This is a genomic window from Pseudomonas sp. 05L36 (assembly GCF_056398125.1).
In genome coordinates this window covers 70,426-91,355 of the sequence record NZ_JBFTOU010000018.1, presented here as the reverse complement: position 1 = coordinate 91,355, position 20,930 = coordinate 70,426, and the positions used below count along the sequence as shown (strand labels likewise).

The window sequence follows — 20,930 nt, the reverse complement described above, 5'->3', positions numbered from 1 at the left end:
ACAAGGTGCGCACCGTCGATTCAACGTACCAGGCACGGCCGCTTGTTATCGAACTTCCAGTCCGGAATCAAAAACTGCATCGCCACGCTGTCATCCCGCGCCCCCAGGCCCATGCCTTTGTACAGTTCATGGGCCTTGGCCAGTTGATCCATGTCCAGCTCCACCCCCAGCCCCGGTTTCTGCGGCACCTGCACGCAGCCGTCGACGATTTGCAGCGGGGCCTTGGTCAGGCGTTGGCCGTCCTGCCAGATCCAGTGGGTGTCGATGGCGGTGATCTCGCCCGGCGCGGCCGCCGCGACATGGGTGAACATCGCCAGGGAGATGTCGAAGTGGTTGTTGGAGTGCGAACCCCAGGTCAGGCCCCATTCGTGGCACATCTGCGCCACGCGCACCGAGCCCTGCAGGGTCCAGAAGTGCGGGTCGGCCAGGGGAATGTCGACCGACTGCAACTGGATCGCGTGGCCCATCTCCCGCCAGTCGGTGGCGATCATGTTGGTCGCGGTCTTCAGGCCCGTGGCCCGGCGGAATTCAGCCATGACTTCGCGTCCCGAGTAACCGTTTTCCGCCCCGCACGGGTCTTCGGCATAGGCCAGCACGTGGTGCTGATCGCGGCACAGGCGGATGGCTTCCTTCAGCGACCAGGCGCCATTCGGGTCGAGGGTGATGCGCGCATCGGGGAAGCGTTCGGCGAGGGCCGTGACCGCTTCGATTTCGGCGTCGCCGCTGAGCACGCCGCCCTTGAGCTTGAAGTCCTTGAAGCCGTAACGGGCATGGGCCGCCTCGGCCAGACGGACCACCGCGTCGGCGGTCATGGCTTTCTCATGCCGCACACGGAACCAGTCGTTGTCGGCGTCCGGTTCGCTGCGGTAGGCGAGGTCGGTTTCGTTGCGATCACCGACATAAAACAGATAGCCAAGCATCTTCACTTCATCGCGCTGCTGGCCTTCGCCGAGCAGGGCGGCCACCGGCACGTCCAGGTGCTGGCCGAGCAAGTCGAGCAATGCGGCTTCCAGGCCGGTGACGGCGTGAATGGTGATGCGCAGGTCGAAGGTCTGCAAACCGCGCCCACCGGCATCGCGGTCGGCGAAGGTCTGGCGCACCTGATTGAGAATCTTCTGATAAGTGCCAATCGGGCTGCCGACCACCAGGCTGCGTGCGTCTTCGAGGGTCTGGCGGATACGTTCGCCCCCCGGCACCTCGCCAACGCCGGTGTGGCCGGCGTTGTCCTTGAGGATCACGATGTTGCGAGTGAAGAACGGCCCATGGGCGCCGCTCAGGTTGAGCAGCATGCCATCGTGGCCGGCGACCGGAACCACTTGCATGCTGGTGATGACCGGGGCTTTTGCGGTGTCTTGTGGGTTCATTTTCCAATCCTTAAAAGCTGAATTCAGGCGTGGTTGGGTGCAGCTTTGCTCTGCGCCACGGCAGGTGCGGATTTCGGTGTGTTTCGGGCGGCAAACACGATGATGGCGGCGATGATCGAGGTCGCGGCCAGGCCGTACAGCCCGCCCTGAATGGAACCGGTGCGTTCTTCCAGCAGGCCGAAGGTGGTCGGCGCAACGAAGCCACCGAGGTTGCCCACCGAGTTGATCAACGCGATGACGCCGGCGGCAATGCGCGCATCCAGGTAGGCCTGGGGAATCGGCCAGAACAGCGACGAGGCGGATTTGAAGCCCAGTGCTGCAAAGCAGATGGCGACAAAGGCGAAGACCGGCCCGCCGGTGGTGGACATGAACATCCCGGCCGCGGCGATCAGCAGGGCGGCAGCGACCCAGGCTTGCTGGTGTTTCCACTTGCCCGACAAGGAGGCGAAGGCGTACATGCCGACAATCGACAGCAACCACGGAATCGAGTTGAACAGCCCGACCTGGACATCGCTCAGGTCGCCCATCTTCTTGATGATGCTCGGCAGCCAGAAAGTCGCGGCGTAGATGGTCAGCTGGATAAAGAAGTAGATCAGGCAGAACAGGATGATCTGGCGATCCTTGAGCAACTTGCCCAGCGACGGCTTGATCGGCGTCGCCGCTTCCCGGGCCAGTTGTTCGTCGTCGATGGCCTTGACCAGCGCGTCCTGCTCCTCGCGGCTCAGCCATTTGGCGTCATGGGGTCTGGAGTCCAGCCAGAACCAGACGAACACGCACAACCCCACCGAAAACATGCCCTCGATGAAGTACATCCACTGCCAGCCGTGCAGGCCCAGGCCACTGATTTGCAGAAGTAGCCCGGACAGCGGGCCGGAGATCAGCGAGGCAATCGCCGAGCCGCTGAGGAAGATGGCAATCGCCTTGCCACGTTCCACGCCGGGCAACCAGCGGGTGAAGTAGTAGATCACCCCGGGAAAGAACCCGGCTTCGGCCACGCCCAGCAGAAAACGCAGGATGTAGAAGTGGGTTTCGTTCTGGATGAACGCCATGCCCGCGGCGACCAGGCCCCAGGTCAGCATGATGCGGGTCAGCCAGATGCGTGCGCCGACTTTTTGCAGGAGGATGTTGGAGGGCACCTCGAACAGTGCATAGCCGATGAAAAACAGGCCGGCACCCAGGCCATAGGCGGCCGCGCCAATACCCAGGTCGTGTTCCATGTGGGCGCGGACGAAGCCGATGTTCACGCGATCGATGTAATTGACGATGAACATGATGACGAACAGCGGCAAGACGTGACGTTTGACTTTGGCGATGGCGGACTTCAGCGCTGAATTGGCGTCGTCGTGCATCGCGGAGATGGATGTATTCACTGCGTTTTCTCCCACTCGTTATTTTTATGCGGGGTGAAGCTGGGTGCTGCGTTGTTGCTAGACATCATACAACTAGGTTTTTTGATCTTGCAACCACGTTTGTCCAATGAAATAGAGCGATTGCAGAGATTTTTTATTCTTTTTGTGGTGGCAGGTAGCCTTTGAAACGACTCAATATGGATTGGTTGTTGAGTGTTGTCATACAAGTTGAGCGAGATTTTTCAGGATTCCCACCCGGCGCGGTGCTACGATTCGATAGCCCCGATTTCCGGACACCCCCATGCAAGAAGACCTCGAAGTACCCGCCCGCAAGCGCAGCCACAACCTGGCCCATGACCTGGTCGAAAAATTGACCCAGCGCATCCTGCTCGGCCAGATGTTGCCCGGCGACAAGTTGCCGTCGGAAAACACCATCGTTCAGGAACACGGGGTCAGTCGCACGGTGGTGCGCGAGGCGATCTCGAAGCTGCAGGCCTCGGGGCTGGTGGAGACCCGGCACGGCATTGGCACGTTCGTGATCGAGCGCGCACCGGAGCAGGGGCTGCGGCTGAATGTCGATACGGCGTTGGGGGTGCGCAGCATTCTGGAGTTGCGCATGGGCCTGGAAACCCAGGCGGCGGCGCTGGCGGCAACTCGCCGCACCGATCTGCAACTGGCGCAGATGCGTGAAGCACTGGACGACTATCAAAGCCTGCTGGCCAACAACGACAGCTGTGTCGAAGCGGACCGGCGTTTTCACCTGCTGATCGCCGAAGCCACTGGCAACCTGTGCTTCACCGAGATCATGCAGCACCTGGGCAGTGCGATGATCCCGCGCACCCGGGTCAATGCCGCCGAGCGTGGCGCGGTGGACTTGAGCAAGCTCGGCCAGTTGGCCAACCTTGAGCACGAGGCGATTCTCAACGCCATCAAGCGCCAGGACCCGGACGCGGCGCGGGCGGCGATGTGGTTGCACCTGACCAACAGTCGCGACCGGTTTTCGGCTAGCTGAGGTTGTCTGTTTTTCAGTTGCACCGAGTCATCGTTCATCGCGAGCAGGCTCGCTCCCACATTGGAATGCGTACCCCTGTAGGAGCGGGCTTGCCCGCGAAGGCGTCAGTCCAGGCAACAAAAAGCATGGATCAGACCCTGGCAACCTGAACAACCACAACCCGCCGCTCCAGATTCAACGCCAGCACACTCGCCAACACCACCAGCCCGCCGACCACGATCATCAACGTCGGCCGCTCGCCAAGCGCATAGGACGCAATGACCATCGCCGTCGGCGGCGTCAAATACAGCGTCATCGTCGCCCGGCTCAAATCGACATGCGCCAGCACATAGGCCCAGGCCAGGTACGCCAGGGCACTGGGGAAAATCCCCAGTGCTAACACGGCGAACTGCACATGCAGCGGCGCAATCGCGATTTGATCCATCAGGCCGGGCAGATAAATCAACAACAACACCGTCCCGGACCACACCGTGTAACACACCAGCGTCAGCCCGTCGTAACGCCCGGTGTGATGCTTTTGCAGGGCAAAGTAGAGGCTCCAGGACACCGCCGCCAACAGGATCAGCAAGCCGTGGGCGTCGAGGCTGCCCAGGCCATGATCGCCGGCCACCACAATCAGCACACCAAACAACCCGAGCAGCACACAACCCCAGCGCCACAGGCTCACCTGATCCTTGAACACGAAGCGCGCAATCAATGTGCTGAACAGCGGTGTGGTCTGGGCCAGGACGCTCGAAGCCCCGGCGCTGACACCCTGCTGCCCGAAGTTGATCGCCACGTGGTGCAGGCTTACCGCAAAGAAACCCAGGCCGAACATCAGCGGCAAGTCTTGAAGCCTGGGCAAGCGAATGCCCTTGAGTATCGCGATCACTGCCATGAACACGGAGGCCAGCAGGAAGCGCAGGAGTGCCAGGTGCACGGGGTCGTAGGCCTGCAGGCCGATATGGATGCCGGTTGGGGAATACCCCCAGCACGCCACGACAAACGCCATGGCCAGGATGATTTTCCAGGGTGAAACGGAGGAGGGTGTGAGCGGCGACATGGGCGTGCACCTGTGGGTGGATGCACCGAGTATCAGAAAGCGTATCGTTCGCCACAACTGACTTATAATGCTCAAACCGTTCACTATGGGTGATGTATGGAGCTGGCACAGATTCGCATGTTCAAGACCGTGGCCGATGTCGGCAGCATCGCCCGCGCGGCCGAGCTGTTGCATTGCGTGCCGTCGAACATCACGGCCCGCATCAAGGCCCTTGAGGCCGAACTGGGTGTCGCGCTGTTTTTGCGTGAGGGCCGAGGGCTGCGCATCAGCCCGTCGGGGCAAACCTTCCTGGCCTACGCTTCGAAAATCCTTGCCCTCACCGCCGAGGCCAAGCGCGCGGTCGACCCTTCGGCCGAGCCTTCGGGGCCGTTGCGCATCGGCGCCATCGAGTCGTCGGCCACCGGGCGCTTGCCGCGTCTGCTGGCGAAATTCCACAAGCGTTTCCCGCAGGTGGCGCTGGAGCTGGCCACCGGCTCCTGGGGGCAGTTGCTTGACGACACACTCAATCACAAGCTCGACGGGGCCATCGTGGCGGTGGATGTCGAGCGTTCGCACCTCAAGCGCACGCCGATGTACCGCGAGGATTTATTGCTGATTGCCTCGACCTCCCTGGGGCCGCTGCGGGACATCAGCGACTTGCGGGACCAGACCGTATTCATGTGGCCACAGGGCTGTCCGTACCGGGCGGCGCTGGAGCATTGGTTGCTGCGACAGGGGCAGGCACTGCCGATTGTCAGCCTGGCCAGTTATGGCGCGATTGTCGGTTGCGTCAGCGCCGGGGCTGGGGTGGCACTGGTGCCCAAAGGCGTGTTCGACCAATACGCCAAAGGCGCGGGGTGCGCGGGGTTTGAATTCCCCGAACTGACCGCCGTCGACAACCTGTTTTACTGGCACGAAAACGCCGGGGTGCACCCGGCGCGCGAGGCGTTCGTGGCGATGCTGCGCGAGGAGTTTGCCTGATTTGCACGTGTGGGAGCGAGCCGTTATGAGGCAATCAACTGCCGCAACACGTAATGCAAAATTCCTCCCGACTTGAAGTATTCCACTTCATTGAGCGTATCGATCCGGCACAACACCTCGACCTTTTCCTTGCTGCCGTCTTCACGGGTGATGACCAGCGACAGGTTCATCCGTGGCGTCAGCTCGACGCCGGTCAATCCGAGGATGTCCAGGGTTTCACTGCCGCCCAGTTTCAGGCTCTTGCGGTTCTGGTCCAGCTTGAACTGCAGCGGCAACACGCCCATGCCCACCAGATTGGAGCGGTGAATCCGCTCGAAGCTTTCGGCGATGACCGCTTTCACCCCCAACAGATTGGTGCCCTTGGCCGCCCAGTCGCGGCTCGATCCGGTGCCGTATTCCTGGCCGGCGATCACCACCAGCGGCGTGCCCGAAGCCTGATAGCGCATGGCGGCGTCGTAGATCGGCATTTTTTCCCCGGTGGGAATGTAGCGGGTGTTGCCGCCTTCCTCGCCGCCGAGCATTTCGTTGCGTATGCGGATGTTGGCGAAGGTGCCGCGCATCATCACTTCGTGGTTGCCGCGCCGCGAGCCGTAGGAGTTGAAGTCCCGTGGCTCCACGCCTTTGTCGCGCAAGTATTGCCCTGCCGGGCTGTCGGCCTTGATGTTGCCGGCGGGGGAGATGTGGTCGGTGGTCACCGAGTCGCCGAGCAACGCGAGAATGTTCGCTGCGTAGATATCCTTGACCACAGGCGGCGGGCCGCCGATGTCATCGAAAAACGGCGGATGCTGGATGTAGGTCGAGTCGGCCTGCCAGACATAGGTCGCCGCCTGCGGAACCTTGATCGCCTGCCATTGCGCGTCACCGGCAAACACTTCGGCGTATTCCTTGTGGAACATCGCGGTGTTGACCTGATTCACCGCGTCGGCAATTTCTTTGCTGCTTGGCCAGATATCCCGCAGGTAAACCGGTTTGCCGTCCTTGTCATCGCCCAACGGTTCGCGGCTGAGGTCAGTGCGCACCGTGCCGGCCAGCGCGTAGGCGACCACCAGCGGCGGGGAGGCCAGCCAGTTGGTTTTCACCAGTGGATGCACCCGGCCTTCGAAGTTGCGATTGCCTGAGAGCACCGATGCCACGGTGAGGTCGGCTTGCTGGATGGCTTTTTCGATGGGCTCCGACAGCGGCCCGGAGTTGCCGATGCAGGTGGTGCAGCCATAGCCGACCAGGGCGAAGCCCAATTCATCGAGGTAACGGGTCAGGCCGGCCGCCTTGTAGTAGTCGGTGACCACTTTCGAGCCGGGGGCCAGCGAACTCTTCACCCAGGGTTTGCGTTTCAGGCCTTTTTCCACAGCCTTCTTCGCCACCAGCCCGGCCGCCATCATCACGCTCGGGTTGGAGGTGTTGGTGCAGGAGGTGATGGCGGCAATCACCACCGCGCCGTTTTTCAGGCGATAGGTCTGGCCTTCGTAGTCGTAATCCGCTTCGCCGGCCAGATCGGCGTTGCCGACGGCGACGCCGCCGCCCCCCTCGCTTTCCAGGCGGCCTTCTTCCTTGCTGGTGGGTTTGAATTGCAGGTCGACGAAGTCGCTGAAGGCTTGGGCGACATTCGGCAGCGATACCCGGTCCTGCGGGCGTTTCGGCCCCGCGAGGCAGGCTTCGACGCGGCCCATGTCCAGCGCCAGGGTGTCGGTGAACAGCGGTTCCTGGCCGGGCAGGCGCCACAGCCCCTGGGCCTTGCTGTAGGCCTCGACCAGTTGCACCGTTTCCAGAGGCCGGCCGGACAGGCGCAGGTACTCCAGCGTGACGTCGTCCACCGGGAAGAAACCGCAGGTGGCGCCGTATTCCGGGGCCATGTTGGCGATGGTCGCGCGGTCGGCGAGCGGCAGGTCGGCGAGGCCATCGCCGTAGAACTCGACGAATTTGCCCACCACGCCTTTCTTGCGCAGCATCTGGGTCACGGTCAGCACCAGGTCGGTGGCGGTGATGCCTTCCTTGAGCTTGCCGGTGAGTTTGAAACCGATGACTTCGGGAATCAGCATCGACACCGGTTGCCCGAGCATCGCCGCTTCCGCCTCGATACCGCCAACGCCCCAGCCGAGCACGCCGAGGCCGTTGATCATGGTGGTGTGGGAATCGGTGCCGACCAAAGTGTCGGGGAAGGCATAGGTGCGGTCGTCCTCGTCCTTGGTCCAGACCGTGCGGCCGAGGTATTCAAGATTCACCTGGTGGCAGATCCCGGTGCCCGGCGGCACCACGCTGAAATTGTCAAAGGCACTCTGGCCCCAGCGCAGGAACGCATAACGCTCGCCATTGCGCTGCATTTCAATGTCGACGTTTTGCTCGAAGGCGCTGCTGCTGGCGAACTTGTCGACCATCACCGAGTGGTCGATCACCAGGTCTACCGGCGACAGCGGGTTGATCCGCTGTGGATTGCCGCCGGCCTTGGCCATCGCCGCACGCATCGCGGCCAGGTCGACCACAGCGGGAACGCCAGTGAAGTCTTGCATCAAGACCCGCGCCGGGCGGTACTGGATTTCGCGGTCGGAGCGACGCTCCTTGAGCCACGCGGCCAGTGCCTTGAGGTCGGCGCCGGTGACGGTTTTTTCGTCTTCCCAGCGCAGCAGGTTTTCCAGCAGGACTTTCAAGGACATCGGCAACTTGTCCAGGTCGCCCAGGCTTTTGGCGGCTTCCGGCAGGCTGAAGTAGTGGTAAGTCTTGTTGCCGACTTGCAGGGTCTTCAGTGTTTTCAGGCTATCGAGGGACGGCATTACGATCACTCCTTAAAGTCCGCACGGCTACGGACTGAGGGGACGGGCAGAACATTAAACCTAGCCCTGTTTTAAGTAGCTGGCTAATAACTGGACTCTATGGACAGACCCCAGGTTCCGAAGTCAGCTATCATGCGCCGGTTTTCGTGACAGGCTTTGCTTCAACGCAAGCGGTCTCTCTTTGTGGGAGCGAGCCTGCTCGCGATGGACGTTAACGATAACGCGTGTTTCCTGAGTAAACGCGCAGCCCTTGAGTCCATCGCGAGCAAGCTCGCTCCTACAGGGTCCAGGAGTAAGAATGAACACCCTCTTTATGCATTGCCGGCCGGGCTTCGAAGGCGAAGTCTGTTCCGAGATTTCCGACCTCGCCGCGCGCTTGAATGTGGCCGGTTATGCCAAGGCCAAAGCTGCAACTGCCTGCGCCGAATTCGTCTGCACCGAAGAAGACGGCGCCGAGCGCCTGATGCGCGGGCAGCGTTTCGCCGAGCTGATCTTCCCGCGCCAGTGGGCTCGGGGGATTTTCATCGATCTGCCGGAAACCGACCGCATCAGCGTGATCCTCGCGCATATGGCGGACTTTCCGCTGTGCGGCAGCCTGTGGCTGGAAATGGTCGACACCAATGACGGCAAGGAACTGTCGAACTTCTGCAAGAAATTCGAAGTGCACCTGCGCAAGGCGCTGATGGCCGCTGGCAAACTGGTGGAAGACGCGCACAAGCCGCGCCTGTTGCTGACCTTCAAGAGTGGGCGTGAAGTGTTCATGGGCCTGGCCGAGTCGAATAACTCGGCCATGTGGCCAATGGGCATCCCCCGTTTGAAATTCCCCCGCGAAGCGCCGAGCCGCTCGACCCTCAAGCTGGAAGAGGCCTGGCACCACTTCATCCCGCGCGACCAGTGGGACGAGCGCCTGCACGGCGATATGACCGGCGTCGACCTCGGGGCCGCTCCTGGTGGCTGGACCTGGCAACTGGTCAACCGCGGCATGCTGGTGACGGCGATCGACAACGGCCCGATGGCCGAAAGCCTGATGGACACCGGTCTGGTGCAGCACTTGATGGCCGACGGTTTCACCTTCAAGCCCAAGCAACCGGTGGACTGGATGGTCTGCGACATCGTCGAGAAGCCGGCGCGCAACGCCGCGATGCTGGAAGAGTGGATCGGCGAGGGGCATTGTCGTGAAGCGGTGGTTAACCTCAAGCTGCCGATGAAGCAGCGTTACGCCGAAGTGAAGCGTTTGCTCGAGCGCATTGCCGAAGGCTTCAAGGCACGGGGCATCAAGGTCGAGATCGGCTGCAAGCAGCTGTACCACGACCGCGAGGAAGTGACCTGCCATTTGCGCCGGCTGGATGTGAAGAAGCCGAAATCCCGCTGATGCACCGCAATCCCCCTGTAGGAGCGAGCCTGCTCGCGATGGACCTGAGAGCATCACGGGGTGTCAGGTCTCCCGCGTCATCGTTGACGACCATCGCGAGCAGGGCTCGCTCCTACAAGGGGCGGCGTTATGCCACAGATGACGTTACACCCGGCAATGCGCGACAATGCCGGCCAGTTTCAGGAGTGAATCATGAGTGAAATGCTTGATACGCCGGTAGACGGCACCCTCGACGCCACCGGCCTCAATTGCCCGGAGCCGGTGATGATGCTACACCAGCATATCCGTGACCTGGTGCCTGGCGGCTTGCTCAAGGTGATCGCCACTGACCCGTCGACCCGTCGCGACATTCCCAAGTTCTGTGTGTTTCTCGACCATGAACTGGTGGCGCAGCACGAAGAGGCGGGCACCTACCTCTACTGGATTCGCAAGAAATCCGGCTGATCATCAAGCCCCTGTAGGAGCGAGCTTGCTCGCGATGGACGTCAACGATAACGCGTAAAACCTGATGCCCCGCGGTGTCCTGACGTTTTTCGCGAGCAATCGAGCGTCGACCGGCTGCTCCTACAGGTGATGCGGTAATCAGTGCTGGCTCAGGCGAATCCGTTTGCGCGCACTGAGCGTCAGGCGGATCGACAGCATCAGCGCCGCACAGCTCAAGCCGGCAATCAGCCCTTCCCACAACCCGCTTGGGCCGCTGGCCGGACCGAACCAGTCGGTCAGTCCCAGCACGTAGCCGACCGGCAGGCCGATGCCCCAATAGGCGAACAAGGTCAGGATCATCGTCACCCGGGTGTCCTGGTATCCACGCAACGCGCCAGCGCAAATCACCTGGATGGCATCGGAAAACTGGTACAGCGCAGCATAGACAATCAGCATCGATGCAATCTGGATCACGTTCCTGTCAGGCGTGTAGATCGAGGCGATGGGCTCGCGCAGCAGCAGGATCAGGCTCGCCGAGAACGCCGCGAACACCAGTGCCGCGCCGAGCCCGACCTTTGCCGCGAAGCGCGCCTGCCAAGGATTTCCGGCCCCCAGTGCCTGACCGACGCGCACGGTCACCGCCATGCCCAGCGAGTAAGGAATCATGAACAACAGTGAGCTGATGTTCAGGGCGATTTGATGCCCGGCCACCACGGTAGAGCCGAGACTACCGATCAATAGCGCGATGACCGCGAAGATGCTGGACTCGGCGAAGACGGCGATACCAATCGGCAGGCCAATGCCGACCAGGCGCTTGATCACGACCCATTGCGGACGGTCGAAGCGCACCAGCACACGGGTGCGGGAATAGAAGGGCGCCCAGAACGTCCAGCCGGCCATGCTCAACGCCATGAACCACATCACGATGCCGCTGGCCCAGCCGCAACCGACGCCGCCCAGGGCCGGTGCGCCGAAGTGGCCGTAGATCAACGCATAGTTCAGCGGGATGTTCAGCAGCAGGCCGCACAAGCCAATGACCATGCTCGGACGGGTGCGCCCCATGCCATCGCTGTAGCAGCGCAGTACGTAATAAAAAGCCATGCCCGGCAAGCCGAAGGCGATCCCGTGCAGGTAACCCATGCTCGGCTCGATCAACTGCGGATCGACTTTCATCCAGTGCAGGATCGGCTCGGCGCCGAGCAGCAGGCCGCTGCCGATCAACCCGACACACAGCGCGAGCCACAGCGCCTGGCGAACCAGCGGGCCGATCTCGTCAAACTGCCCGGCGCCAAAGCGTTGTGCGACCTTGGGTGTGGTAGCCAGCAGGACGCCGGACATCAACAGGTAGACGGGAATCCAGATCGAGTTGCCCAGGGCCACCGAGGCCAGGTCCCGTGGGCTGACGCGGCCGGCCATCACCGCATCGACGAAGCCCATGGCCGTGGTCGCCAGTTGCGCGATCATGATGGGCAGGGCCAGGTTGAGCAGGCCTTTGAGTTCCAGGCGAACGGGGGTTGTCCGCGCAGGCGCAATGGCGGCGGTATTCTCGATTACAGGATTCAATAGCGAAACGTCCAAAAGGTGTTGATGCACAGGCGCGCATTCTACGCGTTGACGCGGCAGTCAGGAAAAGACCCGTGTTACCGATTTGTAATCAACCCTCTGTAGGAGCGAGCGCGCTCGCGATGAGCGTCAACGATGACGCGGGACGCCTGAATGAACGTGGCATCCTTGCGTCCATCGTCGGAACGCCGCCCGGAGCAAGCTCGCTCCTACAGAGAGATGCGTCTAGGCGCGATGCGTCATCTACGCCTACACTGCCGATCCGCCAAAGGAGCCTGCCATGCTGATTGTTGCCGACGAAAATATCCCCCTGCTCGATGCCTTCTTCGAAGGCTTCGGTGAAATCCGCCGGGTGCCGGGTCGTTCCATTGACCGTGCCACGGTCGAACACGCCGATGTGCTGTTGGTGCGTTCGGTGACCAACGTCAATCGCGCGCTGCTCGAAGGCAGCAAGGTGCGTTTTGTCGGTACGTGCACCATCGGCACCGATCATCTGGACCTGGATTACTTTCAGCAGGCCGGTATCACCTGGTCCAGCGCACCGGGCTGCAATGCCCGCGGCGTGGTCGACTATGTGCTCGGCAGCTTGTTGACCCTGGCCGAAATCGAAGGCGTCGACCTGACCCGGCGTACCTACGGCGTAGTCGGTGCCGGCGAAGTGGGCGGGCGATTGGTCAAAGTCCTGCAGGGTCTGGGCTGGAAGGTGCTGGTGTGCGATCCGCCACGGCAGGCCGCTGAAGGCGGTGACTACGTCAGCCTCGAGCAGATCATCGAAGCGTGCGACGTCATCAGCCTGCACACGCCGCTGACCAGGCAGGGACAGCTATCGACCTGGCATTTGTTCGATGAGACACGCCTGAACCAGCTCAAGTCCGGCACCTGGCTGATCAATGCCAGTCGCGGACCGGTGGTGAACAACAGGGCCCTGCGCGATGTGCTGCTGGAGCGCGAAGACCTGCAAGCGGTGCTCGATGTGTGGGAAAACGAGCCTGAAGTCGACGTGGCGCTGGCCGAGCTGTGCGTGCTGGCAACGCCGCACATTGCCGGTTACAGCCTCGACGGCAAGCAGCGGGGGACCGCGCAGATTTATCAGGCGTATTGCGACTTTCTCGGGCAACCGGCCCGCGTCAGCCTGAGCGATTTGCTGCCGGCACCGTGGCTGTCGCACGTGACCCTGAATGCGCAAAGCGACCCGGCCTGGGCCTTGGCGATGCTGTGCCGTGGCGTATATGACCCGCGTCGCGACGATGCGGATTTCCGTCGCAGCCTGGTCGGCAGTGTCAGCGAGCAGCGTGCGGCATTCGATGTGCTGCGCAAGCAATACCCGTTGCGCCGGGAGATCGACGGATTGCAGGTGCGGATCGAAGGTGACTCGCCTGAGTTGCAGAGGATTGTGGCGGCGTTGGGGGCAATGGCAATCTGATAGACCGCGGCGGCCCCATCGCGAGCAAGCTCGCTCCCACAGGGAACTGCGGCGTACACAAATCTTGTGCATGACAAAGAACACTGTTGGAGCGAGCTTGCTCGCGATGGGGCCACCGCGGTCCCGGATTGGATTAAGCAGGCATAAAAAACCCGGCCAACCATGGGCCGGGTCAAGAAGACGGTGGCTATATCACTCTTGTTCGGCAGGTTTGACCAATCGCTTTTCCAGTTCGCTGCAAGCTTTCTGGATCATCTCTTCAGTGATCGGTACTTCGCGACCCTGCTCGTCAATAATCGAGCAACCCAGAGACTGGTCTGGTTGCGTGCGGATCACTTGAATCTTGTCATCGCTGCTGTGTTGCAAGGACATGGCCTGTCTCCTCATCAGGTTGTGTGCTTACTGTAGAACCGCCAGGTGACCGGGCTATGACAACTCCCTGCGATCTTTCCGGGGGGACAGAAACAGTCCACCAGAAATGCCTTCGCGTGGCTAGCCGAACTTTAGACCAATAGCGTCTAGCCTCTAGTGTTGGTGGACATAATTAACCTGACTCATTGTGATTTGCAGCGAGCCACCCCATTGAGCGGTGTAGGCTGACCCTAATGACTGCTTTGTCCTGGATGATTGCGATGCTCTCTGCCCGTCACCGCCGTGCTGTTCGCCTGGCCCGTCGTTTCATCGCGCCGTATCGCTGGCAGGCCTTTGGCGCCTTGCTGGCGCTGATCGCCACCGCCGGCATCACCTTGTCCATGGGGCAGGGCATTCGCCTGCTGGTGGACCAGGGGTTCATGACCCAGTCACCGCATCTGCTCAATCAGTCCATCACGCTGTTCATGTTGCTGGTCATGGGGTTGGCAATCGGTACGTTTGCGCGGTTTTACCTGGTGTCGTGGATCGGTGAACGCTGCGTCGCCGATATCCGGCGCAACGTGTTCAATCATCTGATTTACCTGCACCCGGGGTTTTACGAAGACAATCGCAGCTCCGAAATCCAGTCACGCCTGACCGCCGATACCACGCTGCTGCAATCGGTCATCGGTTCTTCGCTGTCGTTGTTCCTGCGCAATCTGTTGATGGTGATCGGCGGAATCGTCTTGCTGTTCATCACCAACCCCAAGCTCACCAGCATCGTGGTGCTGGCCTTGCCTTTGGTGATCGCGCCGATCCTGATCTTCGGCCGGCGGGTGCGTAACCTCTCGCGCCTGAGTCAGGACCGGATTGCCGACATCGGCAGCTATGTTTCCGAAACCCTGGGCCAGATCAAGACCGTGCAGGCCTACAACCATCAGGCCGAGGACGAGCGCCGGTTTGCCGTGACCGTGGAGGAGGCGTTCAACACCGCACGCAAGCGCATCTTCCAGCGGGCCTGGCTGATTACCCTGGTGATCGTCTTGGTATTGGGCGCGGTCGGGGTGATGCTCTGGGTCGGTGGCATGGACGTCATCGCCGGGCGAATTTCCGCCGGCGAGCTGGCGGCGTTCGTGTTCTATAGCCTGATCGTCGGCAGCGCGTTCGGCACCTTGAGCGAAGTGATTGGCGAATTGCAACGGGCAGCCGGCGCGGCCGAGCGGATTGCCGAGTTGCTGCGTTCGGAAAACATCATCCTGCCGCCGGTGGCAGGCGCGGTGACACTGCCGGACCGGGTCGACGGCCAACTGCAACTGCAAAATGTGCGTTTTTCCTACCCGTCGCGGCCGGAAAGTTATGCCGTCGACGGGTTGAGCCTGACTGTAAATGCCGGTGAGACGCTGGCGCTGGTCGGGCCATCGGGGGCCGGAAAATCGACGGTGTATGACTTGCTGCTGCGTTTTTACGACCCGGCCGAGGGACGGATCCTGCTCGATGGCGTGCCGTTGACTCAACTCGATCCGCTGGACCTGCGTCGCTGTTTCGCCCTGGTGTCGCAAGCCCCGGCACTGTTTTTCGGCAGCATTGAAGAAAACATTCGCTACGGCAGTCCGAAGGCGACTTTGGCCGAGGTACAGGAAGCGGCAAAAATCGCTTATGCCCATGACTTTATCGAAGCCATGGCCAACGGTTACCAGACTCATCTGGGGGACGGTGGTCTCGGCTTGTCCGGTGGTCAGCGCCAACGTCTGGCCATCGCCCGCGCGTTGCTGGTGGACGCCCCGATCCTGCTCCTCGACGAAGCTACCAGCGCCCTCGATGCCCAGAGTGAACACCTGATCCAGCAGGCGCTGCCGAGCCTGATGAAAAACCGTACCACCCTGGTCATCGCCCATCGCCTGGCCACGGTGAAAAACGCCGACCGAATTGCGGTGATGGACCAGGGGAAACTGGTGGCGGTGGGCACGCATCAGGAGCTGATTGCCAGCAATGCGTTGTATGCGCGGTTGGCGGCGTTGCAGTTCAGTGATGGACATGAAGCGGCATGAATGACTACTGATGAATGACGCCAGGTTCGGGCATTATGTCGTCCTCTGTCATGAGCCCGGATGAGGATATGAGCCGTTATCAACCACCGTTGACCTTGACGACAAAAATGTTGTCGCTGATCGCCGATATCAGCGAACAGATCGGTCAGCTTACGGCGATGGACGAACGCCTGCAGACGCCTCAGTTACGTCGTGGCAATCGGATTCGAACGATTCAGGCTTCTTTGGCCATCGAAAATAATACGCTGAGCATCGAGCAAGTGACTGCCGTTCTGGCAGGGCATCGTGTGCTGGGGTTGCCTCGGGAAATCCAGGAAGTACGAAATGCGTTTGCTGCTTACGAAGCCATGCCTGATTGGCAACCAAGCAGCCGGGCCGATTTACTGCGTGCCCATGAATTGCTGATGGGTGGATTGATTGATGATTACGGGCAGTTTCGTCGATCCGGCGTGGGTATCTATCGTGGCGATAAGTTGCTCCATATGGCGCCGCCGCCGAGTCGCGTTTTGCACTTGATCGACGACTTGTTGACGTGGCTTGGTGCCTCGGATTGGCATCCGCTGATTACCAGCTGCGTCTTTCATTATGAGTTCGAGTTCATCCATCCCTTCGCTGACGGTAATGGACGTATGGGACGCCTTTGGCAAACCCTGATACTCAGTCAGTGGCGCCCGGCATTGTCATATTTGCCGGTTGAGGCGGTGATTCGGGATCAGCAGGAGGCGTACTACGCGGCATTGTCGGCGGCCGATCATTTGGCCGAATCGACGCCTTTCGTAGAGTTCATGCTGCAAGCCATGAGCCTTGCACTATCGGAGGCGGTACGTGGGGGGGCAGAAATCGACCCAGTAAGCGACCCAGTAAGCGACCCAGTAGAGAAGTTGCTTTCTGTATTGCATCTTAACGGTCCGCGTAAGATCAGTGACCTGATGGCTGACATCGGATTGGTGCACAAGGCAACGTTTCGGGCTAACTATCTCAGGCCGGCATTAGCGGTCGAATGGATAGAGATGACCCATCCCGAATCGCCAAGTAGTCCGGCACAAAAGTATCGCCTGACCCAGCTCGGAAAACAGGTCTTCGCACAGCTCAAATCGGCGAAGAAACACTGAGTAATAAAAAAGCCCGCATCTGTGATGCGGGCTTTTTTTGCGGGTCGATTTGAATCATTGATCGTCGAAAAACCGCTCATGCCAATCCACGATCGGCTGTGGCGCATTGAGCTTCTGACCGTAGATCACCGAGTACGACAGCACGTTTTGCACGTACTGGCGGGTTTCGTCGAACGGGATGCTTTCCACCCACACGTCGAAACTCAGGTGGTCCGCACCGCGCAGCCATTGGCGTACGCGGCCGGGGCCGGCGTTGTAGGCGGCGGAGGCGAGGACGCGGTTGCCGTTGAACTGGCTGTGCACCTGGCTCAGGTAGGCGGCACCGAGCTGGATGTTCTTGTCCGGATCGAACAGTTGCTGTGGCGAGCTATAGGGAATGCTGAACTTGCGTGCGGTTTCCTTGGCGGTGGCCGGCATCAGTTGCATCAGGCCCGAGGCGCCGACCCCGGAGCGGGCGTCGTCCATGAACGCACTTTCCTGGCGGGTAATGGCGAACGCCCAGCTCGGATGCAGGCCGCGGTTTTTCGCTTCACGGACCAGGGTCTCGCGGTGAGCCATCGGGAAGCGGATATCCAGGTCATCCCAATACTGCGCCTGACTGATGGTGCGGATCGCCGGGAAGTACCATTTCAGGTCGTAGGCCAGTTTCGCCTGGGCGACCATTTCGTCGCGGCTGAAGTGACGGCTGACGTAATACCACTCGCGACGGCCATCGACGATCTGCCCGCGGGCGTGCAGCTCCAGGGCGCGGCGTACGCCGGGCGTGTTTCGCACCTTGTTGATGGTGGCTTGGCTGAGCACCAGCGGTTTGTTGAGCAAAGAGTAGGGCGACTGGGAGCGATCGGCGGCGAGGAAACCATAGAAGTCGCGTTCGCGGGCCAGGCTTTTATAGAGCGTCTGCGCTTGCGGATTCTGCGGTTGCGCCAGTTCCAGGCTGCGGGCCTGCCAGTAACGCCAGCGGTTGGTGGTGGCCAGGTCCTGGGGCAGGCGGCGGGTCAACTGATAGGCGTCGTCCCAGCGAGCGAGGCGCAGGAGCAGGCGCAAGCGCCATTCGGAAACCGTGTTGTCGCGCAGCTCGGGGTCGTATTTGGTCATGACGTCCAGTGCACGGCTGTCGAAACGTCGTGCGAGGGTCAGGCCGATTTCCCGGGCGATCGCCACTTTTTCATCCCGGGAGAAGTGCATGCTACTGGCGTAACCGTCGAGCAGGTCCATGGCCTTGTCCGGGTCCTGGCGGGCCAGGCGGCGCAGGCCGAGGCTGACCACATCGGACATGGCCTCATCGGCCGGGGTGAAGCGTGACGGCTGGTTGAGCAGTTCCGGTTTCTGCGCGACGTCCACCAGCAAGCGACCGCGAGGGGCGAGGGCGGTCATGCCGTTGACCAGGCTGTTGGCCAGCGGGTAGTTGCGCGTCTGGGCGGCGAGTTTGGCGCGCTCCCAGCGTTTTTGCTCGGTCAACTGGCCTTCGGCGGCCCACATGCCGAACAGCGTGTCACAGGCTTCAGGTTGGGATTTACCAGTCAGCCAGAGTTTTTCGGCGTTGGCGTTACCTTCGACCTTGAGATTGTGGCTGAGCTGGTACTGCGCATTCAGGCAGTCCAGTTCGGTGAAGTTCATTTTCGGGTCGTAGTACTTGACGAAGGTCGCCCAGTCGCCCCGATCCGCCAGCCAGCGCAACCAGCGCAGTTTCATCCAGTTGGCCTGGGGCAGGTCGCCGTGTTCGGCGAGGAATTTCTCGATTTCGGCGTTGCTCGCGGTTTTCAGGCGCGCGGTCAGCTCGTCGTAGGCCAGGTAGGGTTCCAGCGGATAATCGGCGAGGGCCTGGCTGTAACGGAAATACGGGCCACTGTCGCCCTTGGCCAAGGCGCGTTTGGCTTCATCGTAATACTGGCGTTGGGTGGACAGGTCCACCGCCTGGACGGATTGAACGGCAGCGGCAGACAGTAAAAAAACAGATAAAAGATTGAAAAGGCGACTGCGCATGAGACGTCCGGGCAGAGAAAAATCATGACAAGTGCGGGCCAGACCCGCGCTGAATTGTCTGTAGCTTAGCCTTTTGCCAGCAGCCGGTGAAAGCTTTGCGGGTCTTCCCGCGTCAGTTCGCAACATTTGTCATGCAGAGTGCTACGACAGCGAAATTGCCGGCCTTCTGAAGCCTCAAGTCAGGTAGAATGCGCGCCCGGTTTTTGGAGAAGCTCATGACCCTGCTCAAATTCAGCGATGTGTCCCTTGCTTTCGGCGCTATGCCGTTGTTGGACAAGGTGTCCTGGCAGATCGCCCGTGGTGAGCGGGTGTGCATCATCGGCCGCAACGGCACTGGCAAGTCCAGCATGATGAAGCTCGTCAAGGGCGACCAGAAGCCCGATGACGGCTCGGTGTGGCGTGCCCCCGGTCTGAAAATCGGCGAATTGCCGCAAGAATTGCCGGTGGCCGACGAGCGGACCGTGTTCGATGTGGTGGCCGAAGGCCTGGACGGCGTTGGCGCCTTGCTCGCCGAATATCACCACCTGAGCCAGAACTGCGTCACCGACGCCGACCTGGACAAACTGATGCACGTCCAGCACGACCTCGAAGCCCGCGACGGCTGGCGTTTGCAGACCCTCGTCGACAGCACCCTGAGCCGCCTGCAACTGCCGGCCGACAAGACCCTCGCCGAGTTGTCCGGCGGCTGGCGTCGTCGCGTCCTGCTGGCCCAGGCCCTGGTGTCCGAGCCGGACCTGCTGCTGCTCGACGAACCGACCAACCACCTGGACATCGGTGCCATCGCCTGGCTTGAAGAAGCATTGAAGGATTTCCAGGGCGCCGTGCTGTTCATCACGCACGACCGTTCTTTCCTGCAGAACCTGGCCACCCGCATCCTCGAACTGGATCGCGGCGGCCTGATCGACTGGAACGGCGACTACGCCAGTTTCCTCGTGCACAAGGAAGCCGAACTCGCTGCCGAAGCCACCGCCAATGCGTTGTTCGACAAGCGCCTGGCCCAGGAAGAAGTGTGGATTCGTCAGGGTATCAAGGCCCGTCGCACCCGTAACGAAGGCCGCGTACGTGCCCTCAAGGCTCTGCGTGTCGAGCGCAGCGAGCGTCGTGAGCGTACCGGCAAGGCCAATATCCAGCTGGACACTGCCGACAAGTCCGGCAAGCAAGTGATGGTGCTCGAGAACGTCAGCTTCGCTCACCCGGGCGGCCCGTTCCTGATCAAGGACTTCTCGATGGTGCTGCAGCGCGGCGACCGTATCGGTCTGCTCGGCGCCAACGGTACCGGCAAGACCACGCTGCTGAAGCTGATGCTCAGCGGCCTGCAACCGACCAGCGGCAAAGTGGAAGAAGGCACCAGGATCGATGTCGCCTACTTCGACCAGTTGCGTCATCAACTGGATCTGGAAAAAACCGTAATCGACAACGTGGCCGAAGGTCGCGACTTCATCGATATCGATGGTCAGAGCCGCCATGTGCTGAGCTACCTCGGCGACTTCCTGTTCAGCCCGCAGCGTGCGCGCACGCCGGTCAAGGCGCTGTCCGGTGGTGAGCGTGCCCGTCTGTTGCTGGCCAAGTTGTTCAGCAAGCCGGCGAACCTGCTGGTACTCGACGAACCGACCAACGACCTCGACGTTGAAACCCTCGAATTGCTCGAAGAGGTCTTGCTGACCTTCAACGGCACCGTACTGATGGTCAGCCACGACCGGGCATTCCTCGACAACGTGGTCACCAGCACCCTGGTTTTCGAAGGTGAAGGCAAGGTTCGCGAGTACGTCGGTGGCTACCAGGACTGGCTGCGCCAGGGCGGCTCGCCGCGCCTGCTGGGCGTGACCGAAAGCAAATCCGGCAAGGCCGACCTGAACTCCGCGGTGGTGAAGGCCGAGCCTGCGCCGGTTGCGGCGGCCGTCGAAGCGCCAGTGGCGAAGAAAAAGCTCAGCTACAAGTTGCAGCGCGAACTGGAAGCGTTGCCGGGGCAGATCGAAGCCATGGAGCAACAGATCGCCGCCGTTGAAGCACAGATGGCGGATGCGGGCTTCTATCAGCGTCCTGCTGCCGAAACGGCTGCGGTGATTGCTCAGCTGGAGCAGTTGCAGGCTGAGCTCGAGATCATGGTCGAGCGTTGGGCCGAACTGGATGCCTGATTGATCCCGTAATAAAAAAAGCCCGGCT

15 protein-coding genes are annotated in these 20,930 nt (G+C 61.2%); 8 read left to right on the top strand and 7 right to left on the bottom strand.

Annotation, left to right across the window (positions count from 1 at the left end; genetic code table 11):
- Window positions 1-20: 20 nt before the first annotated feature.
- Together gudD and AC1DKH_RS19385 are read right to left on the bottom strand one after the other, a co-directional pair.
- Window positions 21-1,364, bottom strand: a complete 1,344-nt coding sequence (gudD, locus tag AC1DKH_RS19390) for a glucarate dehydratase (protein ID WP_477798975.1) — start codon at window positions 1,362-1,364, stop codon at window positions 21-23.
- Window positions 1,365-1,387: 23 nt separating this feature from the next.
- On the bottom strand, window positions 1,388-2,734 hold the full coding sequence (locus AC1DKH_RS19385; RefSeq protein ID WP_477798974.1) for an MFS transporter: 1,347 nt from the start codon (window positions 2,732-2,734) through the stop codon (window positions 1,388-1,390).
- A 280-nt stretch (window positions 2,735-3,014) separates the two neighbouring features.
- Here AC1DKH_RS19385 and AC1DKH_RS19380 point away from each other — a divergent pair, with 280 nt between their 5' ends.
- The gene (locus AC1DKH_RS19380) at window positions 3,015-3,725 is read left to right on the top strand and encodes a FadR/GntR family transcriptional regulator (protein WP_477798973.1); all 711 of its coding nucleotides are present in this window, start codon (window positions 3,015-3,017) and stop codon (window positions 3,723-3,725) included.
- Window positions 3,726-3,855: 130 nt separating this feature from the next.
- On the opposite strand, the gene AC1DKH_RS19375 is transcribed toward AC1DKH_RS19380, so the two are convergent.
- Window positions 3,856-4,767, bottom strand: coding sequence for a DMT family transporter (locus AC1DKH_RS19375; RefSeq protein ID WP_477798972.1), 912 nt, complete (start codon window positions 4,765-4,767; stop codon window positions 3,856-3,858).
- A 96-nt stretch (window positions 4,768-4,863) separates the two neighbouring features.
- Here AC1DKH_RS19375 and AC1DKH_RS19370 point away from each other — a divergent pair, with 96 nt between their 5' ends.
- Entirely contained in the window at window positions 4,864-5,727 is an 864-nt protein-coding gene (locus AC1DKH_RS19370; RefSeq protein WP_477798971.1) for a LysR substrate-binding domain-containing protein, read from the top strand.
- 23 nt (window positions 5,728-5,750) lie between these two features.
- On the opposite strand, the gene acnA is transcribed toward AC1DKH_RS19370, so the two are convergent.
- Window positions 5,751-8,492 (bottom strand): aconitate hydratase AcnA, encoded by a 2,742-nt coding sequence (gene acnA / locus AC1DKH_RS19365; RefSeq protein ID WP_477798970.1) that lies wholly within the window; start codon window positions 8,490-8,492, stop codon window positions 5,751-5,753.
- A gap of 298 nt (window positions 8,493-8,790) precedes the next feature.
- On the opposite strand from acnA, the gene rlmM reads away from it, so the two are divergent.
- Together rlmM and tusA are read left to right on the top strand one after the other, a co-directional pair.
- A complete protein-coding gene (gene rlmM, locus AC1DKH_RS19360; protein ID WP_477798969.1) occupies window positions 8,791-9,864 on the top strand; it encodes a 23S rRNA (cytidine(2498)-2'-O)-methyltransferase RlmM in 1,074 nt (357 codons plus the stop codon).
- A 192-nt stretch (window positions 9,865-10,056) separates the two neighbouring features.
- Window positions 10,057-10,308, top strand: a complete 252-nt coding sequence (tusA, locus tag AC1DKH_RS19355; RefSeq protein WP_007987255.1) for a sulfurtransferase TusA — start codon at window positions 10,057-10,059, stop codon at window positions 10,306-10,308.
- Between the two features lie 138 nt (window positions 10,309-10,446).
- Here the strand turns inward: tusA and AC1DKH_RS19350 are convergent, their stop codons facing one another.
- Complete coding sequence (locus AC1DKH_RS19350; protein ID WP_477798968.1) at window positions 10,447-11,850, bottom strand: MATE family efflux transporter; 1,404 nt, start codon at window positions 11,848-11,850, stop codon at window positions 10,447-10,449.
- Window positions 11,851-12,130: 280 nt separating this feature from the next.
- Between AC1DKH_RS19350 and pdxB the strand changes: the two genes are divergently transcribed.
- Window positions 12,131-13,273, top strand: coding sequence for a 4-phosphoerythronate dehydrogenase PdxB (gene pdxB, locus AC1DKH_RS19345; protein WP_477798967.1), 1,143 nt, complete (start codon window positions 12,131-12,133; stop codon window positions 13,271-13,273).
- Between the two features lie 192 nt (window positions 13,274-13,465).
- Here the strand turns inward: pdxB and AC1DKH_RS19340 are convergent, their stop codons facing one another.
- A complete protein-coding gene (locus AC1DKH_RS19340; protein ID WP_007974065.1) occupies window positions 13,466-13,645 on the bottom strand; it encodes a PA1571 family protein in 180 nt (59 codons plus the stop codon).
- 251 nt (window positions 13,646-13,896) lie between these two features.
- Here AC1DKH_RS19340 and AC1DKH_RS19335 point away from each other — a divergent pair, with 251 nt between their 5' ends.
- Window positions 13,897-15,672: an ABC transporter transmembrane domain-containing protein gene (locus AC1DKH_RS19335; RefSeq protein WP_477763580.1), complete on the top strand. Its 1,776-nt coding sequence runs from the start codon at window positions 13,897-13,899 to the stop codon at window positions 15,670-15,672.
- A gap of 68 nt (window positions 15,673-15,740) precedes the next feature.
- Entirely contained in the window at window positions 15,741-16,784 is a 1,044-nt protein-coding gene (locus AC1DKH_RS19330; protein WP_477798966.1) for a Fic family protein, read from the top strand.
- Between the two features lie 54 nt (window positions 16,785-16,838).
- Here AC1DKH_RS19330 and AC1DKH_RS19325 read toward each other — a convergent pair whose 3' ends face one another.
- Window positions 16,839-18,767, bottom strand: a complete 1,929-nt coding sequence (locus AC1DKH_RS19325) for a transglycosylase SLT domain-containing protein (RefSeq protein ID WP_477798965.1) — start codon at window positions 18,765-18,767, stop codon at window positions 16,839-16,841.
- A 215-nt stretch (window positions 18,768-18,982) separates the two neighbouring features.
- Between AC1DKH_RS19325 and AC1DKH_RS19320 the strand changes: the two genes are divergently transcribed.
- A complete protein-coding gene (locus AC1DKH_RS19320; RefSeq protein WP_414873348.1) occupies window positions 18,983-20,902 on the top strand; it encodes an ATP-binding cassette domain-containing protein in 1,920 nt (639 codons plus the stop codon).
- Window positions 20,903-20,930: the final 28 nt, after the last annotated feature.